Here is a 24909-nt window from a genome sequence, read left to right as displayed (position 1 = left end):
AAATTGACAGTATGAACCACACTTATACACCACACCTGCCCCTTGCCTTTGACCTGCCCCCCATAGAGCGGGTACTCGCTGACACCTTCGTGGTGACCTTGCCCATGACGGTAAAATTCCGGGGCGTGACCCGGCGGGAAACGGCTCTCATCCGAGGCCCGCAGGGCTGGGGAGAATTCGCCCCCTTCCCCGAATACGGGCCAGCTGAAAGCGCCTCTTGGCTAGCCTGCGCCCTAGAAGCCGCCTACCTTCCCTACCCCGAGCCCGTCCGTACCAGCATTCCCCTCAACGCTACGATGCCAGCTGTTGCTGCCCACCAGGTAGAGGACGTCCTAGCCCGCTTTGACGGGGAAATTCAAGAAATCAAAATTAAGGTCGCTGAAACCGGCCTGCCCTTTGAGGCCTCCCTCCAGGAAGATATCAACCGGGTGGCCGCCGTCCGCGCTGCCCTCCCCTCTGCCCGCCTCAAGATCGACGCCAACGGCGGCTGGAGCGAAGACCAAGCCGTCCGGGCCCTGACCGCCCTAGCTGACTACGACCTTCTTTACGCCGAACAGCCCGTCCCCGGCATCGAAGGACTCGCCCGGGTCAGGGACCGGCTCCGCGCCGCAGGTAACCCCCTGCTGATTGCAGCCGACGAAGCCGTCCGCAAGGCCGAAGACCCCCTCGAAGTTGCCCGCCTGGGGGCAGCTGACCTCATCATCATCAAAGCCGCCCCGCTCGGCGGCGTCCGCCGGGCCCTTTCCATCGTTGAAGAAGCCGGCCTGCCCGCCGTCGTCTCATCAGCCCTCGAAAGTTCCATCGGTATCCGGACCGGGGCGGCGCTCGCAGCGGCCCTGCCCCAGCTACCCTACGGCTGCGGCCTCGGTACGGTTTCCCTCATGGCCCAGGACGTCGTGACCCAGCCCCTGGTAGCAATCAACGGCAACCTGCCCCTGAGGGAGGTTGTCCCCGATCGCTACCTGGTCCGCGCTGCCCAGGCATCCGAGGCAAGAACAGCCTGGTGGCACTATAGGATCCGGGAAAGCTACCGGCTACTTGCTGCCGGGGCCGGGAAATAGGAGGGGAGTAGACTGGTGGGGTGACTGACGCACCCTCACCCACCTTCATCACCGCCGTCTCCCTGCTCGACACCCTGGTTAGGGCAGGGATGAGGCACATCCTTGTCTCTCCCGGCTCTCGCTCTGCCCCGCTGGCCTATGCGGTTGCTTCCCTGGCTGAGGCCGGGGTTCTTGAAGCCCACGTCCGTATTGATGAACGCTCTGCAGCTTTTACCGCCCTCGGAATTGCCAAAGCGACCGGCCAGCCCGTCGGCCTGGTGACCACCAGCGGAACCGGAGTGGGGGAAACCCTCCCTGCCCTAATGGAGGCCTACCACAGCGGAGTCCCCCTAGCCCTGCTGTCGGCTGATCGGCCTGAGCGGCTCCAGGGAACCGGGGCTAACCAGACCACCCGACAAGCGACCATTGCCAAAGACCACACCCGCGCTGCCGTCACCCTGGCCAACTATTCAGCTGACCCGGAAGATCCCCAAAGCGCTGCCCTCAACCGGGCGCTGGCCGTCCTCACCGGTCGCAGCGCAGAGGATTGGGGTAAACCCGCAACCACCCCGCGCGGCCCCGTCCAGATCAACCTGGGCTTCGATACGCCCCTGACCCCCAACGAGGCAGACCGCGTCATTCTTTCCCGCTGGGCCCAATCTCTGGCCGCTGAGCCCCCGCAGGCGCCCGCTGCCCTGCCCCCGGCAGACTCCACCGCAGAGGCCTGGCTCCGGGCTACTGACCTGCCGGCAGAAAGCTGCCGCACCGTCGTTATCGCCGGTGACGGAGCCGGGCCCATAGCCCAGGCCTTTGCCCAAAAATGTGGCCTACCTCTGCTGGCTGAGCCCTCCTCAAATGCCCGCTTCTCCCCGGTTGCGGTAGCAGCCTACCGGCAGGTCCTCGCCGGAGATCTCGGGCAGCAGATTGAGAAGGCCGTGGTCTTTGGCCACCCTACCCTCTCACGACCTGTTGCAGCCCTGCTGGCCAACCCCGGCATTGAACGGGCTCTCTACACTCCGGCTCCTGCCCCCTGGTACGAACCCGGTGCCCTTACCCTCCGCGAAGTAGGGACCCTGGCTGAGCTGGCCGACTTTGCCGGAAGCGGGCAGGGGGCCACCACCGACACAGGAGATGATTGGACGACGAGCTGGATCACCGCCGGGCAAGACCTGGCCCAGGCCCTAGGCCAGCAGGTAGCTGCCTACCGGGCAGGCAGGCCCGGCTCCCACCCCGGGGCCAGTTCAGCTGACCGCACCGCAGGCTACGCCCTGGCGGAGGCTACCTGGCGTCGCTGTCTGGATGATGACTCAGTGCTTATGGTGGGCTCTTCCAACCTGATCCGCGACCTGGACCTCATCGCCCCCTCCTCTGCGGTCTCCCCCCTGGTCTTTGCCAACCGGGGGCTTGCCGGTATCGACGGCACCATTGCCACCGCCTCCGGTATTTCTCTGGGCCTGAACCGGCCCGTCCGCGTCCTAGTGGGAGACCTGACCTTCTTGCACGATACCGGCTCCCTCAACATCGGCCCCCTGGAGCGAAAGCCTGACCTGGAAGTTTTGGTTTACGACGACCGGGGCGGCGGAATCTTCTCCACCCTCGAACACGGCCAGCTGGGGCAGACCGAGCAGTTCAGCGCCGCCGTCACCCGCTTCTTTACCACCCCCCATACCGCCGACCTGCCAGCTTTGGCCCAGGCCTGGGGAGAGAACGGTATCAGGGTAACGGTGGTGACCCCCTAGCCTCTCAGCTGCCCCCTACGTACAACAAACCGGGCCTCCCCACAATCTGTGGGGAGGCCCGGTTTTCTCAAGGAGGGGAAGCTCTTAGGCTTGCTCAGTGGCCCAGGGGGCTACCTCGTCCTCAACCTCGATGTCTGAGTCGGGGTGGCGGGTGAGATGGACCAGAGCCATACCCAACCCACCCCAAATCAGGGCGATAGAAACAATCAGCATAGTGATGGCGATGGAGCTCATGCTTATGCACCTTCCTGGGAGCTGGTGGTGTTCTTGGCTGCTACGTCGACGTGGTTGTGGTCAACTTTACCGCCGGCAACCGGAGGGGCCGGGGGAGTAAGAGCCGCACGGGAGGTGGGTGACCAGGGCAGCAGGGAGACAATCACAGCACCAACCAGCAGGAAGGCCACCATGCCCCAACCGAAGATGTTGAGCATCTCAGCCGGGTAACCCTCGTAAGGTTCGTTGATCAGGCCGATGAAGGTGTTGATCAGGGAGTAACCCAGAATCAGCGGGGTCAGCACTGCCAGCAGGAACATCCAGAGCTTGCCCATCTTCCAAGAAGAGGTAGCGTTCAGGTGGTCACGCATGACGGGCAGACCGCGTAGCAGGTAGGCGATTACGAAGATGGAGACGAGGCCAGCTGCAAGGATACCGAACTGGTTAACAAAGTTATCGAGAATATCCAGGACGTAGAGGCCAGAAGTGGTGGCCATCAGCAGGGTGGAGATAATCGCAACGGGGAAGATCACCAGCAGGGTGGAGCCCACACGACCGAAGTTGAACTTGTCTTCGATACCGGCAACGATCACCTCGACGATGGAAATCATGGAGGTGAAGCCTGCAAAGAGCAGGGAACCGAAGAAGAGGACACCGATCAGGGTGCCGCCGGGGGCCTGGGAGATGATGGTGGGGAAGGCGACGAAGGCCAGGCCGATGCCGCCACCGGCAACCTCAGAGATGTCTGAGTTGCTGGCTACAGCCATGAAGCCCAGGGCCGCGAAGACGCCGATACCGGCCAGCAGTTCGAAGGAGGAGTTGGCGAAACCAACAACGGCGCCGGTTCCGGTCAGATCTGACTTACGCTTCAGGTAGGAGGCGTAAGTGATCATAATGCCGAAGCCAATGGACAGGGAGAAGAAGATCTGGCCGTAGGCTGCGACCCAGACCTTGGGGTCGGTGAGGGCTGCCCAGTCGGGGGTGAAGAGGGCATCAAGGCCGGTCATAGCGCCGGGCAGGGTCAGGGAGTAGCCGACCATACCGACGAACATGAGCACCAGGACCGGGATAAAGACGACGTTGGCCATACCGACGCCCTTCTGCACGCCCAGGGACATGATGATGGCAAGCAGGACCCAGATGGCAATGAGGGGCCAGAGAATTCCGGGGACGAAATCAAAGGTGATAGCGGGGGTTTCTGCCAGGTGCAGGACTTCGCCGTAGAGGAAGTCCTTGGGGGAGTCCCCCCAGGCCTTGGTGAAGGAGTAGAAGAAGTAGCGGGCGGCCCAGGCCAGAATCACCGCGTAGTAGACGGCGATAACGACGTTGATACCCATGTGCCACCAGCCGATGAATTCGGTCTTACGGTTGAAGCGGCGGAAGGCCAGGGGAGATGAAGCACGGGCGCGGTGGCCAATGACGTAGTCAAAGAAGAGGAAGGGCAGACCGGCGGTGAGCAGGGCTACCAGGTAGGGGATCATGAAGGCGCCGCCACCGTTGTCGTAGGCGACGTAGGGGAAGCGCCAGATGTTGCCAAGGCCGACGGCGGAGCCGATGGCTGCGAAGATAAAGACCTTGCGGCTGGAGAAGCCTTCGCGTTTCTTGGGCGCTGAGGTGGTGTGTGTACTCATAGGAGAGTCCCTCGCTGGGTGTTGTGAATAAAAATCAAATTGTAGTATGTGGGTTCAGACTAGCAAGTGATAAATAATTCTCAAATAGTGGATGGAAAAGTTAATCAAAAAATCCCAGTGGTTTTCCACTGGGATTCTTTTGGCGCTTGTCAGCTGAAGGTGGCTAGAAATCTCTGTGAACCACGGCGTGGGCGAAGGACTTGAGGGCTTCTTTCACGACGGAGTCGGGGAGGGGCTCAATGGCGGCGATGGCGTCATCGGCCCACTGGTAGGCAATCTCCCAGGCCTCGCGTGTGACGGGGTGGGCAGCGAGGGCGGCGACGGCTTCGGCCAGGGCCTCATCACTGCTCAAATCTCCCTGGATAAGGGACTGAACGTGCTTGGCTTCGAGGTCGCCGATTGCTGCGGCCCGGTCAAGCAAGATCGTGGGCAGGGTGGGGACGCCTTCGCGCAGGTCGGTGCCGGGGGTTTTGCCGGAGGCTGCTGAGGGGCTGGTGACGTCGATGACGTCGTCGGCCAGCTGGAAGGCAACACCGACGAGTTCGCCGTAGCGGGCCAGCATTTGGACGGTGGCTTCGGGGGAGTCAGAGAGGATGGTGCCGTAGGAGCCGGCTGCTGCAATCAGGGAGCCGGTTTTACCTTCGATGACCTTGATGTAGTGGCTGAGGAGGTCCTCGTGCTCTTCGGGGCCGGTGGTTTCAAAGAGCTGGCCCAAGACCAGGCGCTCAAAGGTCTGAGCCTGAACAGCCAGGGCTCGGCCGCCCAGTTCTGAGACGATCAGGGAGGCCCGGGAGAAGATGAGGTCGCCGGTCAGAATGGCTACAGAGTTACCCCAGATGTTCTGGGCGGTATCGACCCCGCGGCGCTTGGGGGCGTCGTCCATGACGTCATCGTGGTAGAGGGTTGCCAGGTGGGTGAGTTCAACGACGACGGCCGCGTCGATCACCCGGTCGTTAATGCCGCCACCGGCTGCTGCTGCCAAGAGGGTGAGCAGGGGGCGGACCCTCTTACCGCCTGCTGAGAGTAGGTGACGGGAGGCAACGTCTGCTAAGCGGTTGGTCTGGGCGACGGCCCGCTCAAGGCGGAGTTCAATCTCGGAGAGGGCTTCAAGAATCTGGGGACCGAGTTCGGGGTCCTGGGCGATCAGTTCAAAGCCCTTGGGGAGGGTGAAGTCAGCTTCAGGCATGAGGTCTGAAGGGCTCAGGGGGGAACCGGGGGTTTCAGTCACTGTTGTGTTCACTTCTTGTTGGTATCTCTAGCCTTCTGGCTGACATCTGGGCGGGCTTAACTAAGTGTACCTGGTTAGTTCTTGGTCGTTGGTGTTGGGTTTTCGGGCTTGTAGGCGCGGTGCAGGGCCACGATACCGCCGGTGAGGTTGCGGTACTGGACGTCCTGCCAGCCTGCTGCGGTGAAGTGGGCTGCTAGCTCGTCCTGGTTGGGCCAGGCCAGGATAGATTCGGCCAGGTACTCGTAGCTTTCGGGGTTGGAGGAGACGGCGCGGGCTACCGGCGGGATCAGCTTCATGATGTAGTTGCGGTAGATAGCGCGGAAGGGGGCGAAGGTGGGGGTTGAGAATTCGTTGATGACGATCCGGCCACCGGGCTTGGTGACGCGGTAGAGTTCGCGCAGAGCCTGGGGGTAGTCGGCGACGTTCCGCAGGCCGTAGCTCATGGTGACGGCGTCAAATTCGTTATCGGCAAAGGGGAGGGCGGTGACGTCGGCCTGGACGAACTCGATGTCGGGGCGGCGGCGGCGTCCTACGGCCAGCATGCCCTCGGACAGGTCTGCGGCGATGACCTTAACCCCGGCGTCGGCAAAGGGTTCAGAGGAGGTGCCGGTACCGGCGGCGACGTCGAGTACCTTCTGGCCGGGGCGGGCGTCGACTGCGGCGACGGTTTGTTTGCGCCAGTAAATGTGCTGGCCCAGGGACATGATGCCGTTCATCAGGTCGTAGCGTTCGGCTACCTGGTCGAACATGGAGGAGATGTCGGTGGTCTTTTTGTTAAGGTCTGCTCGGTTCACCTAAGTAATTGTGTCATGCTTTACCGCCAAAGCCCATGTTCTCGTGGGGAAGGAAACAGCGGGGTGGGTAGCACAAGGACGGAGCCGCCCCGGCTCACCGGGGTTGAGGCGGGGGAGGGGAGGGGAGAAGATCTCATGAATATTCATGCAGGTGTTTGCATTTATTCATTTGGGGGTGCAGAATAAAGCACAAAGCAAAACACATTCACCAGCACCTACCGATAGAGGTTCTCCTATGAAGAAGGCCCCCTTCGCTCTTGCAGCGACCGCCCTCCTGCTCACTGCATGTGGTTCAACCGGCACTACCACCGAGTCCGGTGTCTCCCTCATCAACGAGGGCAAGCTCACCGTCTGCACCAACCCTCCCTACGCTCCTTTCGAATACGAAGAAAACGGCAAGATCGTTGGCCTGGACGCTGACATCGCAGCAGCTATTGCCTCTGATCTGGGAGTAGAAGCTGAGATGTTCTCCACCGCCTTTGAGGGCATCCAGTCCGGTGTAGCCCTCTCCTCTGGCCAGTGTGACATCGCCTTCTCCGGTATCACCGTCACCGAAGAACGCGCAACCGTCATGACCTTCACTGACTCCTACGTTGATGACAACCTAGCTATCCTGGTTCCTGCCGGTTCTGACATCACCAGCGACGCAGATCTCTCCGGCCGCAAGATTGGCGTCCAGCAGGCAACCAGCGGTGAAAAGTACGCCCAGGAAGCTGGCGCTGAAACCGTCCAGTACGAAGACAATGGCCTCTTGCTCCAGGCTGTTCAGACCGGCCAGGTCGACGGTATCGTCGGTAACATCACCGTCCTGTCAGAAATGCTGACCAGCGACGACACCCTCACCGTCGTCCAGGAAATTGAAACCGGTGAAAAGATTGCTGGCGCTGTCGCAACCGAAAACACCGCCCTGCTTGAAGCTGCAAACGGCACCCTCCAGAAGATGGAAGAGGACGGCCGCCTGGCAGAACTGCGCGAGAAGTACCTCGGTGTCAGCCAGTAAGGCTTTACTCACCCCGTCCTTACCCGACGGACCCTAAACCTCACCCAAGGGGGTAGGCCTGCACCCAGCAGCCCTACCCCCGCACTTCGTCCCCAAGGAAATACCGCCCATGGCCCTGTCTACCCGGCAGAAACAGAACTACGCCCGCTACGCCCAGTATGCCCTGCTCATCATCTTGGCTCTTGTCATCCTCCTTGTTGCAGACTGGGGCACCCTCCGCGATAAGGCCTTCAACCCTGACATCATCGCCCAGCAGTTCCCCAATATCATCACGGTGGCCCTCAAAAACACCCTGATCTACACGGCCCTGGGCTTTGTGGTGGGTCTAGCTGGCGGTATTCTCCTTGCCCTGATGAAGATCTCCTCGGTTGCCCCCTACCGTTGGCTCTCTTCCCTGTATATTGAACTGTTCCGGGGCCTGCCTGCCCTCCTGGTCTTCCTTGCCTTTGGCTACGGTATTCCCCTGGCCTTTGGCCTGCGCCTGAACAACTACGTCACCGTCATGCTGGCTCTCGGTATGGTCTCGGCCGCCTATATTGGTGAGGTTTTGCGTGCCGGCCTGGAAGCTGTGCCCAAGGGCCAGTACGAGGCTGCCCGTTCTTTGGGTATGAGCCATACCCGCGCCATGGTTACCGTCATCATCCCCCAGGCCTTCCGCATCGTCCTGCCCCCGCTGACCAACGAAATTATCCTGCTGACCAAGGATTCCTCCCTGGTCTACCTGCTGGGTATGTCGGTGGCCCAGTACGAGCTCACCAAGTTCGGCCGCGAGGGGATCTCGGCCTCCGGGGCAGGCCTGACCCCCCTGGTGATTGCCGGTGCCTGCTACCTGATTATTACCGTCCCCCTCGGCTTCCTGGCCCGCTACTTCGAAAAGCGCACCAAGGCCCGCTCCCGCAAGTAACGTCCCCTCGAAACCCCAAGGAAAAACCACATGACTGAACAGATCGCACCGGCCTCTGTGACCATCACAGACCTGCACAAATCCTATGGCGAGGTTGAGGTTCTCAAGGGAATCAACGTCTCTGTTGCCCCCGGCGAAGTTGTCTGCCTCATCGGCCCCTCCGGCTCCGGTAAATCCACCCTGCTGCGCTGCGTCAACCTGCTAGAAACCCCCAACTCCGGCACTATCGAGGTCGCTGGCCATGCTGTGACCGACCCCGACGTTGATATTGACGCTATGCGCCGTTCCGTGGGCATGGTCTTCCAGCAGTTCAACCTCTTCCCCCACCTGACCGTGCTGGAAAACTGCACCGTAGCCCAAATCAAGGTGCTCAAGCGCTCCAAGGCTGAAGCCCAGAAAATTGCCCTAGCTAACCTAGAGAAGGTAGGCCTGGCCGATAAGGCTGAGCGTCACCCCGACCAGCTCTCCGGCGGTCAGCAGCAGCGGGTGGCCATTGCCCGGGCCCTGTCCATGAACCCGGCCCTCATGCTCTTTGACGAGCCAACATCCGCCCTGGACCCCGAAACCGTCGGCGATGTTCTGAGCATCATGCGTCAGCTGGCCTCCGAGGGCATGACCATGATTGTGGTAACCCACGAAATGGCCTTCGCCCGCGACGTAGCTGACCGGGTGGTCTTTATGGACGGCGGCGTCGTCGTTGAGGAAGGCCCCTCCGATGAGGTCATTGGCAACCCCCAGCACGAACGCACCCAGCTCTTCCTCTCGCGCGTCCTCAACCCCACCGCCCAGTAGGCAAGTAGCTTTACCCCGCTTCTTCAAGGCGCACAGGTCTTCTGTGCGCCTTGAGCGTTTTTAGGGAATCAGCAATGAAGAAGAGGGCTGCGACCCACACCAGCAAGAATCCAGCCCAGCGGCCGGCGTTGAGCTCCTCCCCTAGGGCGAGAGCCACCAGGAACTGGAGGGTCGGGCCGATGTACTGCAACATGCCAATGAGGGACAGGGGGATCCGGGAGGCCGCCCCGGCAAAGAAGAGCAGGGGAATGGCCGTCAGGGCACCGGAAAGGGCCAGGACGGTGAAATGACCCAGGCCCTCCTTCAAGAGGGTGAGGCTACCCTGCTGGGCAAAATAGACCATCAGAAGCAGGGCTACCGGGGCTAAGACCAGGGTTTCAAGCGTGAGAGAAACAACCGCCGGAATGCCCCCGACCTGCTTTTTCACCAGGCCGTAGAGGCCAAAGGAGAGAGCTAGGCCCAGGCTAATCCAGGGAACCTTCCCGTAAAAGACCACCATCACCAGAACTGCCAGGGCAGCCACAGCAAGCCCTGCCCACTGGAGACGGCGGAGCCTCTCGCCCAAGAACAGAACCCCCAGGGCTACAGAGACAATCGGGTTTATGTAGTAGCCCAGCGAGGACTCCATCACGTTGCCGGTGGTGGTGGCTATAACAAAGATGAGCCAGTTAGCAAATATCAGGACGCTGGCCAGGGCCATCAGCCCCATCTGCCGGGGCGACGTCAAGGTTTTCAGGGCAGGCCTTACCTGCCGGGTCAGGGGCAGCAGGGCCAGGCAGAAGAGCAGGGAGAAAAGGACGCGGGCCGCTACAACTTCCAGGGGAGAAGCCGGGGGAGTGAGCATGAAGTAGAGCGGGAAGAAGCCCCACATCAGGTAGCAGGCTACCGAGTAGAAGGTGCCCATCATGGAATCATTCTTCTGCCGGATCACACCCCGTCCTTTCGCACAAACCTACAGAGCTGCAGTTTTCTTCCAAGCATACTCCGCTCTTTCCCCCGCTTGGCGCGCTCCCTGCCCAATGCCCTCACCAGAAGACAAAAAAAGGGGTGGCCCCCCACAAATAAGCGGGGAGCCACCACAGACAGCCAGAAGGCTTAGAGGCCGAAGAAGCGGCTGAAGAAGCCCTTCTTTTCTTCCTTGGGCTTGGGACGGGCTGCAGCTTCAGCCCGTTCTGCCTCAAGATCAGGAGCCGAACCGGCAACACGGATCTCAGCGGCAGGGCGGGCGGGCTCTTCCTCCTCAACAGATTCGTAACCGGAGGGAACCTCAGCAGCCTCTTCAAGCTCAACAGCCTCAGCTGCAGGTTCTTCTTCCCGCACAATGTTTTCATCAGCAATAGCGCTGGTGGTAACCCGGCCGGGCTGGGCATCTTCGGCAGGTTCCTGGTCGTAGGGCTCTTCGACGTTGGGGTAGACGCGGTCGGTGGTTACGGTACCGGCAACCTCTTCCTCAACCTGCTCAGCATCGGGGGAGACAGGCTGCTCAACAGTCTCAGCCTCAACCTCACGGGACTCAGCGGCAGCCTGCTCAGCAGCCAGCTGGTCAGCCTCAGCAGCGCGGGCAGCCTCAGCAGCGCGGGCAGCCTCGGCCCGGGCCTCGTCCTCACGGGCAGCTTCTTCAGCTGCAACACGAGAAGCCTCTTCACGGGCAGCACGCTGGGCGGCGGCCTCACGGGCAACCAGGGCCTCAACTTCACGACGTTCAGCCTCAAGCTGCTCGCGGTGATCCTGGGCTAGGGCGGCAAGACGGTTCAGCTCAGCCGCATCTACCTCAGGCTCAGCAGCCTCAATGCCAGAAATCTTGCCCTGATCAAACCACAGGCGCAGGGCACCGTCAGAGGCAGTAACGACAGCGGTTGCTTCGGTATCCCAGGAGATATGGGCACCGCGAAGCTTGGCGTAGGAATCAACAGCACGCAGGTGGTCAACAGCAGTGCCGGTCTGCAGGGCCTGAGCCATGACCTGGCCCATACGGTTGACGGTCGGGGCGCCCAGCTCAAGCTCAGGGCCCTCCAGCAGGATCCAGGCCCGGACGCCGGCCCCGGCAGCTACAGGGTAGTGGGCGTAAATACCGGTGAGGGCCTTAGAAGCCAGAGTTAGCTTGCGGGCCAGGCCAGAATCCAGGGGCAACTCATCGGTGGTCAATTCAGCCACAGAATGCACCTGGCCACTCTCACGAGCCTGCATAGCAGCAGAAACAACAGCATCGGGGAAGTAGCCCAGCTCCTTCCACGACCAAATCCAAGAACCGCGCTGCTCAGACTCAGTACCCAGCAGGTAAGGAGTCAAGCTCACGGAAGCATCAGATTTCAGAGTGAAGGACGGTGCAGAAAAATCCACCGTCCATTCAGAATCGCCGCTGACCTCAGCGAGGCGAGCCTGGTATTCAGTGGACAAAAAGATTGAATCGTCAATCAGATCCTGCAGTGATTTAGTCATACGACAAGGCTAGCAAGTCAGCCGTTCTAGCGCACCTTTTACCCCCGTTCCTCTGCCGTTTTTGCCACAAAAAGAACAGGCCAGCACCCTCACCGCCTAAATCTTGCTTTAATAGTGAGAAATACAAACCATAGCCGCCCAGAGATCCCCCACCCGGGGGGAGCCCGTCCGGCCCCAGCAGCAGCCAGGAAAATATGCCTCAGCCCACCCCCCGCTACACCCTCGAAGAACGCCCCGCCAAGCTCCAAGAAGCCCTCAACGCCATCGGAAGCTGGCTCCTCGGCGTCGTCTCTGTAGAACCCGGCTGGAGCGAACTCGTCCTCGACCTCAAACCCCACGCTCACACAGTTTTTGCCCGCATTACCGAAACCCGAGACGATACAGACACCGTCGGGAGCGTCGGCCCCCTCAAGGAGGGCAGCCCCGTCCTGCCCGAAATTAAGAAACTCCAAGAGGCCGCCTACGTCGAAAGCGAAGGCACCTGGCTCACCGCCTCCATCGTCATTGCCGCAACCGGCTGGCCAAACCCCTCCTACAGCATCGGGGCCTCCTACAACCGTATGCTCGAACCCACCGCCCTGGGGGATGAAGGGCCCTACACCACAGAAGATATCCGCGCCCACTTCACCGAGTTTCCCCGCACCGACGACCACACCCCCCTCTGGGCAGCTACCCGCCTAGCCACAGCAGACCCGCGAGCCACCCAGGCAGGCCCCCTGCCCCAGGGCCCCATTAACAAGCACCTCACCGAAGCCCTCACCGCCTTCGAAACCAACCGCACCGAACAGGCCCTGGCCAACATTGTGCGCACAGCCCAGGGCGGCCACCTCATCATGGATATCACCCAATCCACCGTCAACGAGGCAGGCCAGCCCCAGATCAACTATCAGGTACTTCGCCTGGCCAACGGCATGAGGGCCCTCACCGCCTACAGCAGCGCCCAGGCAGCCACCACCTACTCAGCCAGCCTCGGCCAGGCCCAAGCCCGTCTTGCCGTCGAACCGGCCGCCAAAATCTACATGCAGGTAGCCCAAGACCCCAGCATCGACGTCCTCGTCATTGACCCGGGTAGCAGCCACGAATGCTTCGTAGAAAAACCCCAGATCCAGTGGGTGCTTTCCTCCCCCCACAACCTGGCAGCCCAGCGGGCCCTCGGCGAAGAAAACATGCACAACCTCCTCCTCGCCCTAGCCGCCCCGTCCTCCATCCTGCTCTTTGCCGTGCGACCAGACGACGCAGCGGGCCGCCCCATCATGGTCAAACCAGATGAAGGGAGCGAACCCCACGCCCTCGTCTTCACCTCCGTTGCAGATATCGCCGCCCTCGACCCCACCCTCCAGGTCCGAAGCGCCCCAGCCCTGGACGTCCTCAAACTTATCGCAGCAGGCTCCAGCCCTGCCCTTCGCATCAACGCCCTGGCCCCCCACGCAACCCTCCCCATGGAACAGGTGCGTGAACTCATCAAACTCGCAGACGCAAACTCCTAATCCCTGAAAAGACATCCCATGACAGGCCTTCTTCGATCACTCGGCTACGTCCTTGCCCGCCGCGCCCGCCTCGTGCTGGTTCTCTGGATCCTGGCCCTCATCATCGCTGGTGCAGGGGCCCTCACCCTGGCCAAAGGCACCACCGCAAGCTACACCATGCCCGGGGCCGAATTTGAAAAGGTCCGGGCAGAACTCCAGGAAAAAATCCCAGATAACGGCGTATCCAATGCCTTCGTCGTCCTCAGCTCTCCCACCTCCTTCACCGAAGAGCAGCAGATCAAGGTCGTCGAAACCATCGCAGAAGCCCTTGATCACGAAGAAGTAGTCGATATCATCGACCCCTTCACAGTTGAACTAGCCGTCCAAGAAATAGAAACTGCCTTCACCGAAGCCGAAACCCGCTTCAACGAAGCCACCGCCCAGGTCACAGAGGGCGAAAAAGCCCTCGAAGAAGCTAAGGCCCAGCCCACCGACGGGCTCAGCCCCGAAGAGCTAGCCAGCCGAGAAGCAGCCCTTCAAGAACAAGCCCTCGCCCTCGCCCAGGCCAAAGAATCCCTGCGTATCCAAACCGAAGAATTCAAACTGGCCCAGCGGGAAAAAGCCGCAGCTGGCACCATGAACGTCATCAACGACGACCGTACAGTTGCCCTGGTGACCCTCTCCTTCAGCCAGGACAGCAACTCCCTCTCCCCAGACCTGCGCCAGGGTCTCATGGCCACCTTCAACCAGCTCACTGACGCTGGAATGACCGTTGACTACAGCAACGAACTGGCCCAAGACGTCAGCGAAATCATGGGAGCCTCCGAAGTCATCGGCCTGGTCGTTGCCCTCATCGTCCTGCTGGTTACCCTCCGGACGGTCCTCGCCGCCGGCCTTCCCCTGGTCCTAGCCCTCATCGGAGCAGGAACCGCTCTGGCCCTGGTCTACACCAGCACCGCCTTCATCGGCATGACCCCCACCGACCCCGTCCTTGCCCTCATGCTAGGCCTCGGCGTCGGAATCGACTACGCCCTCCTAATCCTCTACCGCTACCTCGAAGAACTCAAAGACGGCCGCACCGTCATTGACGCTGTCGCAACAGCTAACTCCACAGCAGGCCACTCCGTCATCTACGCCGGGGCAACCAACATCATCGCCCTCTCAGCACTCAGTATCATTGGGCTACCCTTCCTCACCGTCATGGGCCTAGCCGGAGCCTTCTCTGTCGCCCTCGTCGTGCTAGCCTCTATCACCCTTGTACCGGCCTGCCTCTCCCTGCTCGGAACCCGCCTTCTGACCGCCAAGGACCGCCAGGCCCTCGACGTCCTCAACCGCACAGAAGGGGCCAAAGAACCCACCAACCGCAAGGAAGCAGCCGCCGCCCTGAGCAGCACCCCCACCGGCTGGGCCGGAGTCATCACCCGATTCCCCGGCCTCCTCACCTTAGCCTCCATTGGCATCCTAATCATCGCGATTATCCCCACCACCTCCCTGCGCCTGGGCCTACCCGACGGCTCCTACCAGCACCCCGACACCACCGCCTATAGGGCCTACCACACCATCACCGAGAACTTCGGCGAAGGCAGTAACGGCCCCATCATGGCTGCTGTCACCCTGGCTGTCCCCGGCGACGAGAACCGCCTCCGCAACGTCGCCCTCGACGTCGCCGACCGCCTCAAAAACAACCGGATCGAAAGCGTTGCTATCCTCTCAACCAGCGAGGATAACAGCACCGCCGTGCTCGCCTTCTTCCCCGAAGAAGGCCCCTCAACGGAAAGCACCCTCAACACCGTCAATTCCATGCTGGAGAAAGTAGAAGCCGTTGAGAAAGCCACAGCAACCCAGATTGGTCTAACCGGCCAAACCGTTGCCAACATCGAAATATCAGAGCGGATCGCACACTCAGTGCCCATCTACCTGACCGTAGTCATTGCCCTGTGCCTGATTCTGATGGCTATGGTCTTCAGGTCCGTCCTCATCCCCATCATGGCAACCTTCGGCTTCCTGCTCTCCACCCTCGCCTCCTTCGGGGCCGTCGTCGCCGTCTACCAGTGGGGCTGGCTCGGTGACCTCCTGGGAGTCACCCAACCCGGCCCCATCCTGGCCTTCCTTCCCATCTTGCTGATCGGTATTCTCTTCGGCCTCTCCGTCGACTACCAGATCTTTATTGTCTCCGGTATGCGGGACGCCAAACTGGCCGGGCACACCTCTTACGACTCCGTCATTCTGGGCTACAAGCAGGGCAAGGTGGTGGTGACAGCCTGCGGCATCATCATGATTGCTGTCTTCGCCGGATTCATCTTCTCCCACCTCACCCTGGTCCGCCCGATTGGCTTTGCCCTGGCCCTCGGCGTGGCCATGGACGCCTTCCTCATCCGCACCACCTTCATTCCCGCCACCATGTACCTGCTGGGGGACGCCGCCTGGTGGTGGCCCTTCAGGAAGAAAGAGACAGACGAGGGCGAAAAGTTCCGCCACATCGCCCACTAGGGTCTAGACTCCGGGATCAACGGGCCGCCTCATAGCACTACCCTAAAAGCTGGTACAGCAGACAAGAAGGCCCCCGCCCTGGCGAACCAGGACGGGGGCCTTGAGTATATTCCTAGCGAGGAGCTAGCAGGCTAGCCTACTTGCCAGCGACAGCTTCGCGGACGCGGGCGCCCAGCTCTTCGTGGACGGAATCCCAGTACTTGAAGGCACGCTCACGGATTTCGTCTGACTTCACAGCACCGACGTGGCCGGCAATGTTGGAAACCAGACGGGCCTTAGCGGCGTCGTCCATGACATCGGCGTAGAGGGTGCGGGCCTGACCGAAGTCGTCGTCCTCAGCGTGCAGGGTAGCAGCTGCGCGGACGAGGGCGCCGTCGGCCTCCCAGGAGCCTTCACCGGCGCGGGCAGCGTCAGCGTGGGGGCCACCGAAGGTGTTGGGGGCGTAGACGGGGGCATCTGCGGTCTTGAAGGAGTAGCGCATTGCGCCGTCCTGGCTGTAGTTGTTGACTTCAGCGTTCTTGGCATAGTTGACGGGCAGGTCAGCGAAGTTGGTGCCAATGCGGTAGCGGTGGGCATCGGGGTAGGAGAAGATACGGCCGAGCAGCATCTTGTCGGGGGAAGCACCAATACCGGGAACGAAGTTGGAGGGTGAGAAAGCAGCCTGCTCAACCTGGGCAAAGAAGTTCTCGGGGTTCTTGTTCAGGGTCATCTTACCGACCTTGATCAGCGGGTAGTCGGCGTGCGGCCAGACCTTGGTCAGATCGAAGGGGTTGAAACGGTAGGTCTTGGCGTCCTCGTAAGGCATGACCTGGACGTAGAGGGTCCATGAGGGGAACTCGCCGCGGGCGATTGCCTCGTAGAGATCCTGACGGTGGTAGTCGGCGTTCTCACCGGCCAGACGCTCAGCTTCTTCGGCGGTCAGGAAGTCATTGCCCTGGTCGGTCTTGAAGTGGTACTTGACCCAGAAGCGCTCGCCTTCAGCGTTGATCCACTGGTAGGTGTGGGAGCCGAAGCCGTCCATGTGGCGCAGGGTTGCGGGGATACCGCGGTCGCCCATGAGCCAGGTGACCTGGTGGGCTGATTCGGTGCGGAGGCTCCAGAAGTCCCACTGCATGTCATTGTCACGCAGGCCAGAACCGGGCAGGCGCTTCTGGGAGTGGATGAAGTCGGGGAACTTGATGGCGTCGCGGATGAAGAAGACGGGGGTGTTGTTGCCGACGATGTCGTAGTTACCCTCGGTGGTGTAGAACTTGATGGCGAAGCCGCGGGGGTCGCGCCAGGTGTCGGGGGAGCCCTGCTCACCGGCAACGGTGGAGAAGCGGATCACCATGTCGGTGGAGACGCCGGGCTGGAAGAGGGCTGCACGGGTGTACTTGGAGACGTCTTCGGTGGTTTCAAATACGCCGAAAGCACCGGTGCCCTTAGCGTGGACGACGCGTTCGGGGACGCGCTCGCGGTTGAACTGGGCGAGCTTTTCTACGGTGTAGGCGTCGTGCAGGACGATGGGGCCGTCATTGCCTACGGTCAGGGAGTCGTTGTCTGAGGCAACGGGGGCACCCTGGGCGGTGGTGGTGAATGAACCGGGCTTGATGGGGTTGTTCATTACTCCTACTTTCTGTGTGGGGTGGAATGCAACTGGCTGTACCTGTTGGTGAGTGTGGGATTAGCCGGTTGCAGGTAGCGGGAGCCTAGCTGGCTTGGGCTTGCGCGGCGGCCTGCTGGGCTTGGGCTATTTCTTGTTCCTCAACGGTTTGGCAGGCGGCGCAGATTCCTCGATAGAGGACGTCTGCGCTGATGAGGGCCATTCCGTGGAAGTTGTTGGGGGTCAGGCAGGGGGCTGCTCCGATAGCGCAGTCGACGTCTTCTACCGTGCCGCAGCGGATGCAGTAGGCGTGGTGGTGGTTGTCGCCGGTGCGGGTTTCGTAGAGCCCTGCTGACCCGGGGGGCTCGAACTTGCGGAGCATGTTGATGTCAGTGAGGTCTGCGAGGACGACGTAGACGGACTGGACGGTGATTCCCGGCAGTTCTTGGCGGACGGCTGTGACGATAGCGTCGGCGGTTGAGTGCGGGTTGTCGTGGACGGCCGTGAGGACGGCGAGTCGCTGCTTGGTCACGCGGCGTCCTTTGGCGCGGAGCTGGGCTGTCCAGGCCTGCTGGTGGGACTCTGCCGGGGTGGTTTCGGTGCCGGGGATGTGGTGGCACCGCCCTGGGGTTGGCGTGACGGTTACTGACATCATGTCACCATACTAACCTTATTTTGAATGCTTCACAATAACTGTCTGGGGTGAGGTTAAGACCTTGCAGGACCCCGCTGAAAGGGGTGTGGGCGTCCTGAACCGGGGGTTTGCGGAGAAAAATCAGAAAATTTCAAAAAATCTTTCCCAGCAAAATACCTAGTCAAAGCAGGAATTACGAAGTTTTCAGAAAAAACTTCAAAAAGTTCCCGATTTTCGCGTCACGAAACAGGGCCAAACCGCTCTTTATCTATGACAGCGCAAAACTGTCAGGGAATCTGCCAAAGCCTTCGCAAGGCCCAACAGTGAACCAAACCAAATTCGTTCCCGTCATGGGAAGCGGGAACGAAACATAAGGGAATAAACAAACGGAGCCCACATACGATCGTGGGGATCAGTGAGCTCCACCGCTGACCGTCTGAGACTAGGGGAAAACGCCTCAGACAAGAAGCAAACACTGTGATGTGTATTCAAAAAGGTGCAGGGCCGCCGCTGCTGGAAACTCAGGCGGCTCTGCCACCTGAATACACACGGAAGTTCAGGGCCGTTCGCGGGTTCTGAATAAACCAGGCTAGACAGTCAGGGCCGTTCGCGGGTTCTGAAAAGAAGGCACACAGAGAACCCAGGGAAAAAATACATACGACCAATAGAGGTAACCGGTGGGAATGTTTCGCACTCAGGACCACCACCAGGTGCCAACGCCGTTCGCGGGTGGTGGCACCATACACACTTGAAATTGAAACACCGCAACAGTTGGGTGAGCCACTAGGCTGGCCCACCGTACCGAAAAGGAGCAGGCGCTCGCACCGTCTGTCCTCCATCGGGTATAGCCATGGGTCCGACTGCTCTCGGGGGAGAGCGGTCGGACCCATGTATATATTCGTCACTTTTCGTACACATTAATGCAAAGACACCAGATAAATAGATAGACTAGAGAGAATGCCTCAGTACTCTATGCTGAGGTTTGGCTCGCATTGAACTAGGGACATCCATGCAACCACAGAACACCGCTCACGCCGCTCAGACCGGTATGACCGACGAACTTTTGTTGGCAAATGTTCGCGAGGGTAACCTCGACTCATTTGGTGTACTTTATGAACGCTATGTATCGATGGCTCGCGCTGTCGCCTACAAGCACACCAATGATTCCACCCTCTCAGAAGACATTGTTTCTGAGGCCTTCGTCCGTGTCCTCCAGGCGCTCAAAAACGGTAAGGGCCCCCGGTCCTTTGTGGGTGGCTACTTGGCGACGACTATTGCCCACCTTGCCGCCGAGAACGGCCTGCTTGCCCAGAAAGAAATCCCAAGCCAAGACGATCATCTTGAGGCGATGGGGTCTCTCGACGAGTCCGTCCTGCGCTTGCATGAATCTGATGAGCTGATTTCTGCCTTCACCGGTCTGCCTGAACGCTGGCAGGCTGTCTTGTGGATGACCGAGGTTGAGAATAAGAAGCCTCGCGAGGTTGCCCTCACCATGAATCTTTCAGCCAATGCTGTGTCAGCCTTGGCTACCCGTGCCCGCGAAAGCCTCCGTGAAGGCTTTTTGCGTGCCCACCAGAATGCCCCGAAGACCCCTGAATGCGCTCAGTACGCGTCCCACCTGAGCTCAATGGTCCGTGGATCTTTGACGAAGAAGCGTAGCGAAGCCCTGCGAACCCACCTTTCAGTGTGTTCTTACTGCACCTCTGAATACCTGAATCTTGCGGGTATCAACAAGTCCATGCGGGTATGGATTTTCCCCGTGCTGGCAGGTTTTGCCCCCATTATCACCGATAGCTCCAAGGTCCTTCTTCCCTTCCTCACCGGCGGTCTTGCTGCCGGTGGTGTCGCTGGCGCTACCCAGGGCGGGGGGCTGCTCTCGGGGAATAGCCTGATGGGCGGACGTTGGAACTCCGGTAGCCAGGCAATTGCTGGTGCTGCTGCGGTGGCAACTGCACTTGGCGCTGTGGCTGGCGGTATTGCACTCGTGAATAACACTGCACCGAATCAGCCTTTGATTAGTGCAGACTCCCAGTTGCATACCCCTGAATCAGCAGAGAATAAAGAAGCTGCTGAAGGTATTGCCGATTCCCTGGTTGATGAGGCTCAGGGGAGCGCGGCTGTGCCTGCTGAGGTCTTGGATTCGGTTGATTCTGACGATCAGGATTCTGCGGTTGCTGATTCTTCGGTTGACCAGTCTGCTGCATCTGGTGGGGCTGAACCTTCCACCGGTTCTTCCATTGGTCAAGGTTCAACTCAGGCTGTCAGTTCTCTAGCTGCAACTGTCAACGGTGGATCAGCAGCTGGTGCTGTAAGTGATGTGTCTTCACCTGTTTCTTCAGCGGTATTTGCGCCTGAATCTGTAGAGAATGTGGCAAGCCGTGTTTCCTTGCCTGCTGTGCAAGCTCCTGCGTCCCCGGGCGCGACTGGTCCTGTTGCACCTGCTCAGCCTGTTGACCAGGGTTCTGGTGTTTCTGTTGCCCAGCCTGTCCCTGTGCCGGCCCCCCAGCCGGAGCTTGTTCTTCCTGTTGTACCCGGTGAACCTGCTCCTGAGGCGCCTGTAGTACCTGCACCTGAGCAGCCTGTTGAACCTGTTGTACCTGAGCTCCCTGTTGAGCCGGTCGAGCCCGAGCTTCCCGTTGAGCCGGAACTGCCCGTTGAGCCTGAGCTCCCGGTCGAGCCCGAACAGCCTGTTGAGCCCGAGCTGCCTGTCGAACCTGAGCTGCCTGTCGAACCTGAGCTGCCCGTTGAGCCCGAGCTGCCCGTAGAACCGGAACTGCCGGTTGAACCTGAGCTGCCCGTTGAGCCGGAACTCCCTGTCGAGCCTGTCGAACCTGAACAGCCTGTTGAGCCGGAACTGCCGGTTGAACCTGAGCTGCCCGTTGAGCCGGAACTCCCTGTCGAGCCTGTCGAACCTGAACAGCCTGTTGAGCCGGAACAGCCCGTCGAGCCCGAGCTGCCCGTCGAGCCGGAACTGCCCGTTGAGCCTGAGCTCCCTGTCGAACCTGAACAGCCTGTTGAGCCCGAGTTGCCTGTTGAGCCGGAGCTCCCGGTTGAACCCGAGTTGCCCGTAGAGCCCGAACAGCCGGTTGAGCCGGAACTCCCGGTTGAACCCGAGCTCCCCGTCGAGCCGGAACTGCCTGTTGAGCCCGAGCTGCCGGTTGAACCTGTCGAGCCGGAACTGCCGGTTGAGCCGGAACTGCCTGTCGAGCCCGAGCTGCCCATCGACCCGGAACTCCCCGTAGAGCCCGAGCTGCCGGTTGAACCCGAGCTGCCCGTCGAGCCGGAACCGCCGGTTGAGCCTGTCGAGCCTGAGCTCCCTGTTGAGCCGGAACTGCCGGTTGAACCCGAGCTACCCGTTGAGCCCGAGCTACCCGTTGAGCCCGAGCTGCCGGTTGAACCTGTCGAGCCGGAACTTCCCGTTGAGCCGGAGCTCCCGGTCGAGCCTGAGCTACCCGTTGTGCCCGAGCTGCCGGTTGAACCTGTCGAGCCGGAACTCCCGGTTGAGCCCGAGCTGCCGGTTGAACCTGTCGAGCCGGAACTCCCGGTTGAGCCCGAGCTGCCGGTTGAACCTGAGCTGCCTGTCGAGCCGGAGCTGCCGGTTGAACCGGAGCTGCCCGTCGAGCCGGAACTGCCGGTCGAGCCGGAACTCCCCGTCGAGCCTGTTGAGCCCGAGCTCCCTGTAGAGCCGGAACTCCCTGTAGAGCCTGAGCTCCCCGTCGAGCCTGTCGAGCCTGAGCTGCCGGTTGAACCCGAGCTCCCCGTCGAACCGGAACTGCCTGTCGAGCCTGAGCTCCCTGTCGAGCCTGAGCTCCCTGTCGAACCCGAGCTGCCCGTCGAGCCGGAACTCCCGGTTGAACCCGAGCTCCCTGTCGAGCCGGAACTGCCTGTTGAGCCCGAGCTGCCGGTTGAACCTGTCGAGCCGGAACTGCCCGTTGAGCCCGAGCTGCCGGTTGAACCTGTCGAGCCCGAGCTCCCTGTAGAGCCGGAACTCCCTGTAGAGCCTGAGCCCCCCGTCGAGCCTGTCGAGCCTGAGCTCCCTGTCGAGCCTGAGCTCCCTGTCGAACCCGAGCTGCCCGTCGAGCCGGAACTCCCGGTTGAACCCGAGCTCCCCGTCGAGCCGGAACTCCCTGTTGAGCCCGAGCTGCCGGTTGAACCTGTCGAGCCCGAGCTGCCGGTTGAACCTGTCGAGCCGGAACTGCCTGTTGAGCCCGAGCTGCCGGTTGAACCTGTCGAGCCCGAGCTCCCTGTAGAGCCGGAACTCCCTGTAGAGCCTGAGCTACCCGTCGAGCCCGAGCTGCCCGTCGAGCCTGAGCTGCCTGTAGAGCCTGAGCTACCGGTTGAACCCGAGTTGCCCGTTGAGCCTGAGCTGCCGGTTGAACCCGAGCTCCCCGAACTCGACCCGGATGACCCCCGTAGCTGGGTTGGCACCCCGGAATACTACGAGTTCATGAAGTCAATCCCCTGGGACGACTTTGGCAAGGACCTGCCTACCAACATCTCCTGCCAGCTCTCCTTCGACCTGCACGGTGCTCCCATTGACTTCCGCGAGTACATTCCCCGGATGCTCCTCGATCACCCCTACGGGGTCTACGTCCTCGAAAGCTACTACGGCTACGGCGAACTAGTATTCGTCATGTGCAGCTAGCCCCCCGGCGCCTGCCTACCCCAGCTGGGGCAGGCAGGCGCCAAAACTTTAAAACCACTCAGCTAGTTCTCAGCCCACCCCCAGAAACCCACCCGGCACGTCCGATAATCTATAGTCAAGAAGACCCCTACCCCCAGAAAGGTACCCTGTGCACGGTCACAATAACGGTCTGAAAACAGCGCTCCTCCTCGGCTCGATGGTGGGTCTGCTCCTGCTCATCGGCGCAGGCCTGGCCGCCTACACAAAAAGCTCCATCTGGATCCTCCTCATGGGCCTCGTCGGCGTCGGCATGGTGGCATACACTTACTGGAACTCAGACAAAATCGCTATCAAATCGATGAACGCCTACCCGGTCACCCGGGAGCAAATCCCCGGGCTGTATGCGATCGTTGAAGAACTCTCTGCTAAGGCTAATCAGCCCATGCCGCGGCTCTACGTCGCCCCCACCATGACCCCCAACGCCTTCGCAACCGGCCGCAACCCCCAGAACGCAGCCGTCTGTTGTACCGAGGGAATCCTGCAGCTACTTGACGAACGCGAAATGCGCGGCGTCATCGGCCACGAACTCATGCACGTCTACAACCGCGATATCCTGACCGGATCCATTGCCGCAGCCCTGGCTTCGGTAGTCGGTTCCATCTCCCAGTTCGCCATGTTCGGCATGATGTTTGGAGGAAACCGAGATGAAGAAAACCGCGGGGCAGGTGGACTGATCTTCACCCTCTTCCTGGCCTTCTTAGCCCCCATGGTGTCAGCCGTCATGCAGATGGCTATTAGCCGCACCCGCGAATACGACGCAGACGAGGACGGCGCCCGCCTCACCGGAGATCCTCTAGCCTTGGCCTCAGCCCTGCACAAGCTAGAGAACGGGGTTTCCCGCTACCCCATGAACCCAGACCAGCCGCAGGTTGCCGGTGCTGCCTCCATGATGATTGCCAACCCCTTCCGTGCAGGCGGTTCCGTGAAGAATCTGATGGCTTCCCACCCGCCCATGGCCGACCGTATTGCCCGCCTAGAGGGGATGGCCCGCCAGATGGGTCACCTCTAAACCTAGCGGCTCCCCTAACCAGAGGATGGGTTCGTACCAATTCCTGGAGTGAGGATAAAAGAAAGCTCCCCTGGCTACATCAGCCAGGGGAGCTTTTGAGATTAAGGGGTGGACGGCCTTACCCCGGCTAGGTGGGGCAGGGCCAGTTATCTAGCGGTAGTTGACGAACTGGAGGTCTACCTCAAGATCTGCACCCTTGAGCAGGGCAATGACCTCCTGCAGGTCATCGCGGGACTTGGAGGTAACGCGCAGCTCATCGCCCTGAATGGTGGCCTTGACGGACTTGGGGCCCTCTTCGCGAATCAGCTTGGAGATTTTCTTGGCCTGGTCCTGAGCAATGCCTTCCTTGATGGAGGACTCGATACGGTATTCCTTACCGGAGGCGTAGGGGTCGCCGGAGTCAAGGGACTTCAGGGAGATTCCGCGCTTGACGAGCTTGGACTGGAAGACGTCAAGAACAGCCAGGGCCCGCTCTTCAGAGTTTGCCTTGATGAGAATCTTTTCGCCGGAGAAGTCGATTTCAGCGCCGACGCCGCGGAAGTCGTAGCGCTGGGCTACTTCCTTCTGGGCCTGGTTGAGGGCGTTGGAGACTTCCTGCTTATCTACCTTTGAGACGACGTCAAATGATGAATCGCTTGCCACAGGTGGTACCTCTTTCGGTGAACTGGTGGTGCCCCGCCTCCCCAAGCTGGGGGAGGAGGGGAGGGTTTTCACATCTAACCGTACCTTGTTTTGGGGCCGGTGGTCAGGTTCTTAGAATCGTTATGAAATTGTGACCGCATTCTCAGCTGAAGTTCATCTTTATCAGAAAGAATGAAGGCATGGCTGAAAAAAAGACAGCTGCTGCTTCAGGTGCCGGCCTACAGCCCGGTGCCGAAGCCCTTACTGCAGCTCACGAATTACAAGCTGTAACCCCTGCTTCTGTTCAGAAGGCCTATGAAGCCCTGGTAGCTGATTTGGAGGCGGGTAATTTTGAGATTCCCCAGGACGTCCGTCCGGCTGGCATTGCAGAGACCCTGAAGGATTTTGCCCCCGGTCTTGGGTCAGACCTTCGTCACCCCGACCTCATCGCCCGTTTCGAGGGTGTGAAAGAAAATCTTGAACGAGAGATTAAGGGGGGTATGTGTACGCCCGAGCAGGCCTACGCCTACCTTGAAAACCTTGAGATTTCACTGCTGCTGGAGCAAGAGGCTGCAGTCAGCGCATAGGCAGGGTGAGGGGGGGGGAGCCACCGGACTTTTCCCTTTCCCTAGCCCCAACTGAG

Annotated in this window: 19 protein-coding genes; 10 read left to right on the top strand and 9 right to left on the bottom strand. The window is 60.7% G+C overall.

What is annotated here, in order from left to right; translation table 11 throughout:
• Positions 1 to 11: 11 nt before the first annotated feature.
• Both ACMXX3_RS03095 and menD read left to right on the top strand, forming a co-directional pair.
• Complete coding sequence (locus ACMXX3_RS03095; protein ID WP_421083301.1) at positions 12 to 1061, top strand: o-succinylbenzoate synthase; 1050 nt, start codon at positions 12 to 14, stop codon at positions 1059 to 1061.
• A 20-nt stretch (positions 1062 to 1081) separates the two neighbouring features.
• Positions 1082 to 2779, top strand: coding sequence for a 2-succinyl-5-enolpyruvyl-6-hydroxy-3-cyclohexene-1-carboxylic-acid synthase (gene menD, locus ACMXX3_RS03090; RefSeq protein WP_421083300.1), 1698 nt, complete (start codon positions 1082 to 1084; stop codon positions 2777 to 2779).
• 84 nt (positions 2780 to 2863) lie between these two features.
• Here menD and ACMXX3_RS03085 read toward each other — a convergent pair whose 3' ends face one another.
• The 4 genes from ACMXX3_RS03085 to ACMXX3_RS03070 all read right to left on the bottom strand — a co-directional run bounded on the left by ACMXX3_RS03085 (position 2864) and on the right by ACMXX3_RS03070 (position 6645).
• Positions 2864 to 3013: a methionine/alanine import family NSS transporter small subunit gene (locus ACMXX3_RS03085; RefSeq protein WP_421083299.1), complete on the bottom strand. Its 150-nt coding sequence runs from the start codon at positions 3011 to 3013 to the stop codon at positions 2864 to 2866.
• Positions 3014 to 3015: 2 nt separating this feature from the next.
• Complete coding sequence (locus tag ACMXX3_RS03080) at positions 3016 to 4623, bottom strand: sodium-dependent transporter (protein WP_421083298.1); 1608 nt, start codon at positions 4621 to 4623, stop codon at positions 3016 to 3018.
• A gap of 163 nt (positions 4624 to 4786) precedes the next feature.
• Entirely contained in the window at positions 4787 to 5809 is a 1023-nt protein-coding gene (locus ACMXX3_RS03075; protein WP_421083387.1) for a polyprenyl synthetase family protein, read from the bottom strand.
• A 116-nt stretch (positions 5810 to 5925) separates the two neighbouring features.
• On the bottom strand, positions 5926 to 6645 hold the full coding sequence (locus ACMXX3_RS03070) for a demethylmenaquinone methyltransferase (protein ID WP_421083297.1): 720 nt from the start codon (positions 6643 to 6645) through the stop codon (positions 5926 to 5928).
• Positions 6646 to 6880: 235 nt separating this feature from the next.
• Here ACMXX3_RS03070 and ACMXX3_RS03065 point away from each other — a divergent pair, with 235 nt between their 5' ends.
• The 3 genes from ACMXX3_RS03065 to ACMXX3_RS03055 all read left to right on the top strand — a co-directional run bounded on the left by ACMXX3_RS03065 (position 6881) and on the right by ACMXX3_RS03055 (position 9341).
• Positions 6881 to 7645: an ABC transporter substrate-binding protein gene (locus ACMXX3_RS03065; RefSeq protein ID WP_421083296.1), complete on the top strand. Its 765-nt coding sequence runs from the start codon at positions 6881 to 6883 to the stop codon at positions 7643 to 7645.
• A 109-nt stretch (positions 7646 to 7754) separates the two neighbouring features.
• Complete coding sequence (locus ACMXX3_RS03060; RefSeq protein ID WP_421083295.1) at positions 7755 to 8549, top strand: amino acid ABC transporter permease; 795 nt, start codon at positions 7755 to 7757, stop codon at positions 8547 to 8549.
• Positions 8550 to 8579: 30 nt separating this feature from the next.
• A complete protein-coding gene (locus ACMXX3_RS03055) occupies positions 8580 to 9341 on the top strand; it encodes an amino acid ABC transporter ATP-binding protein (protein ID WP_421083294.1) in 762 nt (253 codons plus the stop codon).
• Between the two features lie 10 nt (positions 9342 to 9351).
• Here ACMXX3_RS03055 and rarD read toward each other — a convergent pair whose 3' ends face one another.
• Both rarD and ACMXX3_RS03045 read right to left on the bottom strand, forming a co-directional pair.
• Complete coding sequence (rarD, locus tag ACMXX3_RS03050; protein ID WP_421083293.1) at positions 9352 to 10272, bottom strand: EamA family transporter RarD; 921 nt, start codon at positions 10270 to 10272, stop codon at positions 9352 to 9354.
• A 164-nt stretch (positions 10273 to 10436) separates the two neighbouring features.
• On the bottom strand, positions 10437 to 11780 hold the full coding sequence (locus tag ACMXX3_RS03045; protein WP_421083292.1) for a DUF6882 domain-containing protein: 1344 nt from the start codon (positions 11778 to 11780) through the stop codon (positions 10437 to 10439).
• 194 nt (positions 11781 to 11974) lie between these two features.
• Between ACMXX3_RS03045 and ACMXX3_RS03040 the strand changes: the two genes are divergently transcribed.
• Both ACMXX3_RS03040 and ACMXX3_RS03035 read left to right on the top strand, forming a co-directional pair.
• Positions 11975 to 13267 carry an SseB family protein gene (locus tag ACMXX3_RS03040; RefSeq protein WP_421083291.1) on the top strand — a complete coding sequence of 431 codons (1293 nt, stop codon included), beginning with the start codon at positions 11975 to 11977 and terminating at the stop codon, positions 13265 to 13267.
• An 18-nt stretch (positions 13268 to 13285) separates the two neighbouring features.
• Positions 13286 to 15736 carry an MMPL family transporter gene (locus ACMXX3_RS03035; protein ID WP_421083290.1) on the top strand — a complete coding sequence of 817 codons (2451 nt, stop codon included), beginning with the start codon at positions 13286 to 13288 and terminating at the stop codon, positions 15734 to 15736.
• A gap of 136 nt (positions 15737 to 15872) precedes the next feature.
• On the opposite strand, the gene ACMXX3_RS03030 is transcribed toward ACMXX3_RS03035, so the two are convergent.
• A complete protein-coding gene (locus tag ACMXX3_RS03030; protein WP_421083289.1) occupies positions 15873 to 17339 on the bottom strand; it encodes a catalase in 1467 nt (488 codons plus the stop codon).
• 85 nt (positions 17340 to 17424) lie between these two features.
• Positions 17425 to 17970 (bottom strand): Fur family transcriptional regulator, encoded by a 546-nt coding sequence (locus ACMXX3_RS03025; RefSeq protein WP_421083386.1) that lies wholly within the window; start codon positions 17968 to 17970, stop codon positions 17425 to 17427.
• Between the two features lie 991 nt (positions 17971 to 18961).
• Between ACMXX3_RS03025 and ACMXX3_RS03020 the strand changes: the two genes are divergently transcribed.
• Positions 18962 to 22597 carry a sigma-70 family RNA polymerase sigma factor gene (locus tag ACMXX3_RS03020; protein WP_421083288.1) on the top strand — a complete coding sequence of 1212 codons (3636 nt, stop codon included), beginning with the start codon at positions 18962 to 18964 and terminating at the stop codon, positions 22595 to 22597.
• A gap of 148 nt (positions 22598 to 22745) precedes the next feature.
• On the top strand, positions 22746 to 23645 hold the full coding sequence (gene htpX / locus ACMXX3_RS03015; RefSeq protein WP_421083287.1) for a zinc metalloprotease HtpX: 900 nt from the start codon (positions 22746 to 22748) through the stop codon (positions 23643 to 23645).
• Positions 23646 to 23795: 150 nt separating this feature from the next.
• Here htpX and ACMXX3_RS03010 read toward each other — a convergent pair whose 3' ends face one another.
• Positions 23796 to 24287, bottom strand: a complete 492-nt coding sequence (locus ACMXX3_RS03010; protein ID WP_237188802.1) for a YajQ family cyclic di-GMP-binding protein — start codon at positions 24285 to 24287, stop codon at positions 23796 to 23798.
• Positions 24288 to 24466: 179 nt separating this feature from the next.
• On the opposite strand from ACMXX3_RS03010, the gene ACMXX3_RS03005 reads away from it, so the two are divergent.
• Positions 24467 to 24853 carry a hypothetical protein gene (locus ACMXX3_RS03005; RefSeq protein WP_421083286.1) on the top strand — a complete coding sequence of 129 codons (387 nt, stop codon included), beginning with the start codon at positions 24467 to 24469 and terminating at the stop codon, positions 24851 to 24853.
• Positions 24854 to 24909 lie beyond the last annotated feature (56 nt).

Source organism: Rothia nasimurium, assembly GCF_049068285.1.
Classification (GTDB): Bacteria; Actinomycetota; Actinomycetes; order Actinomycetales; family Micrococcaceae; genus Rothia; species Rothia nasimurium_I.
Note: the sequence above shows the minus strand (reverse complement) of the source record. Positions and strands in the feature narration are given on the sequence as shown.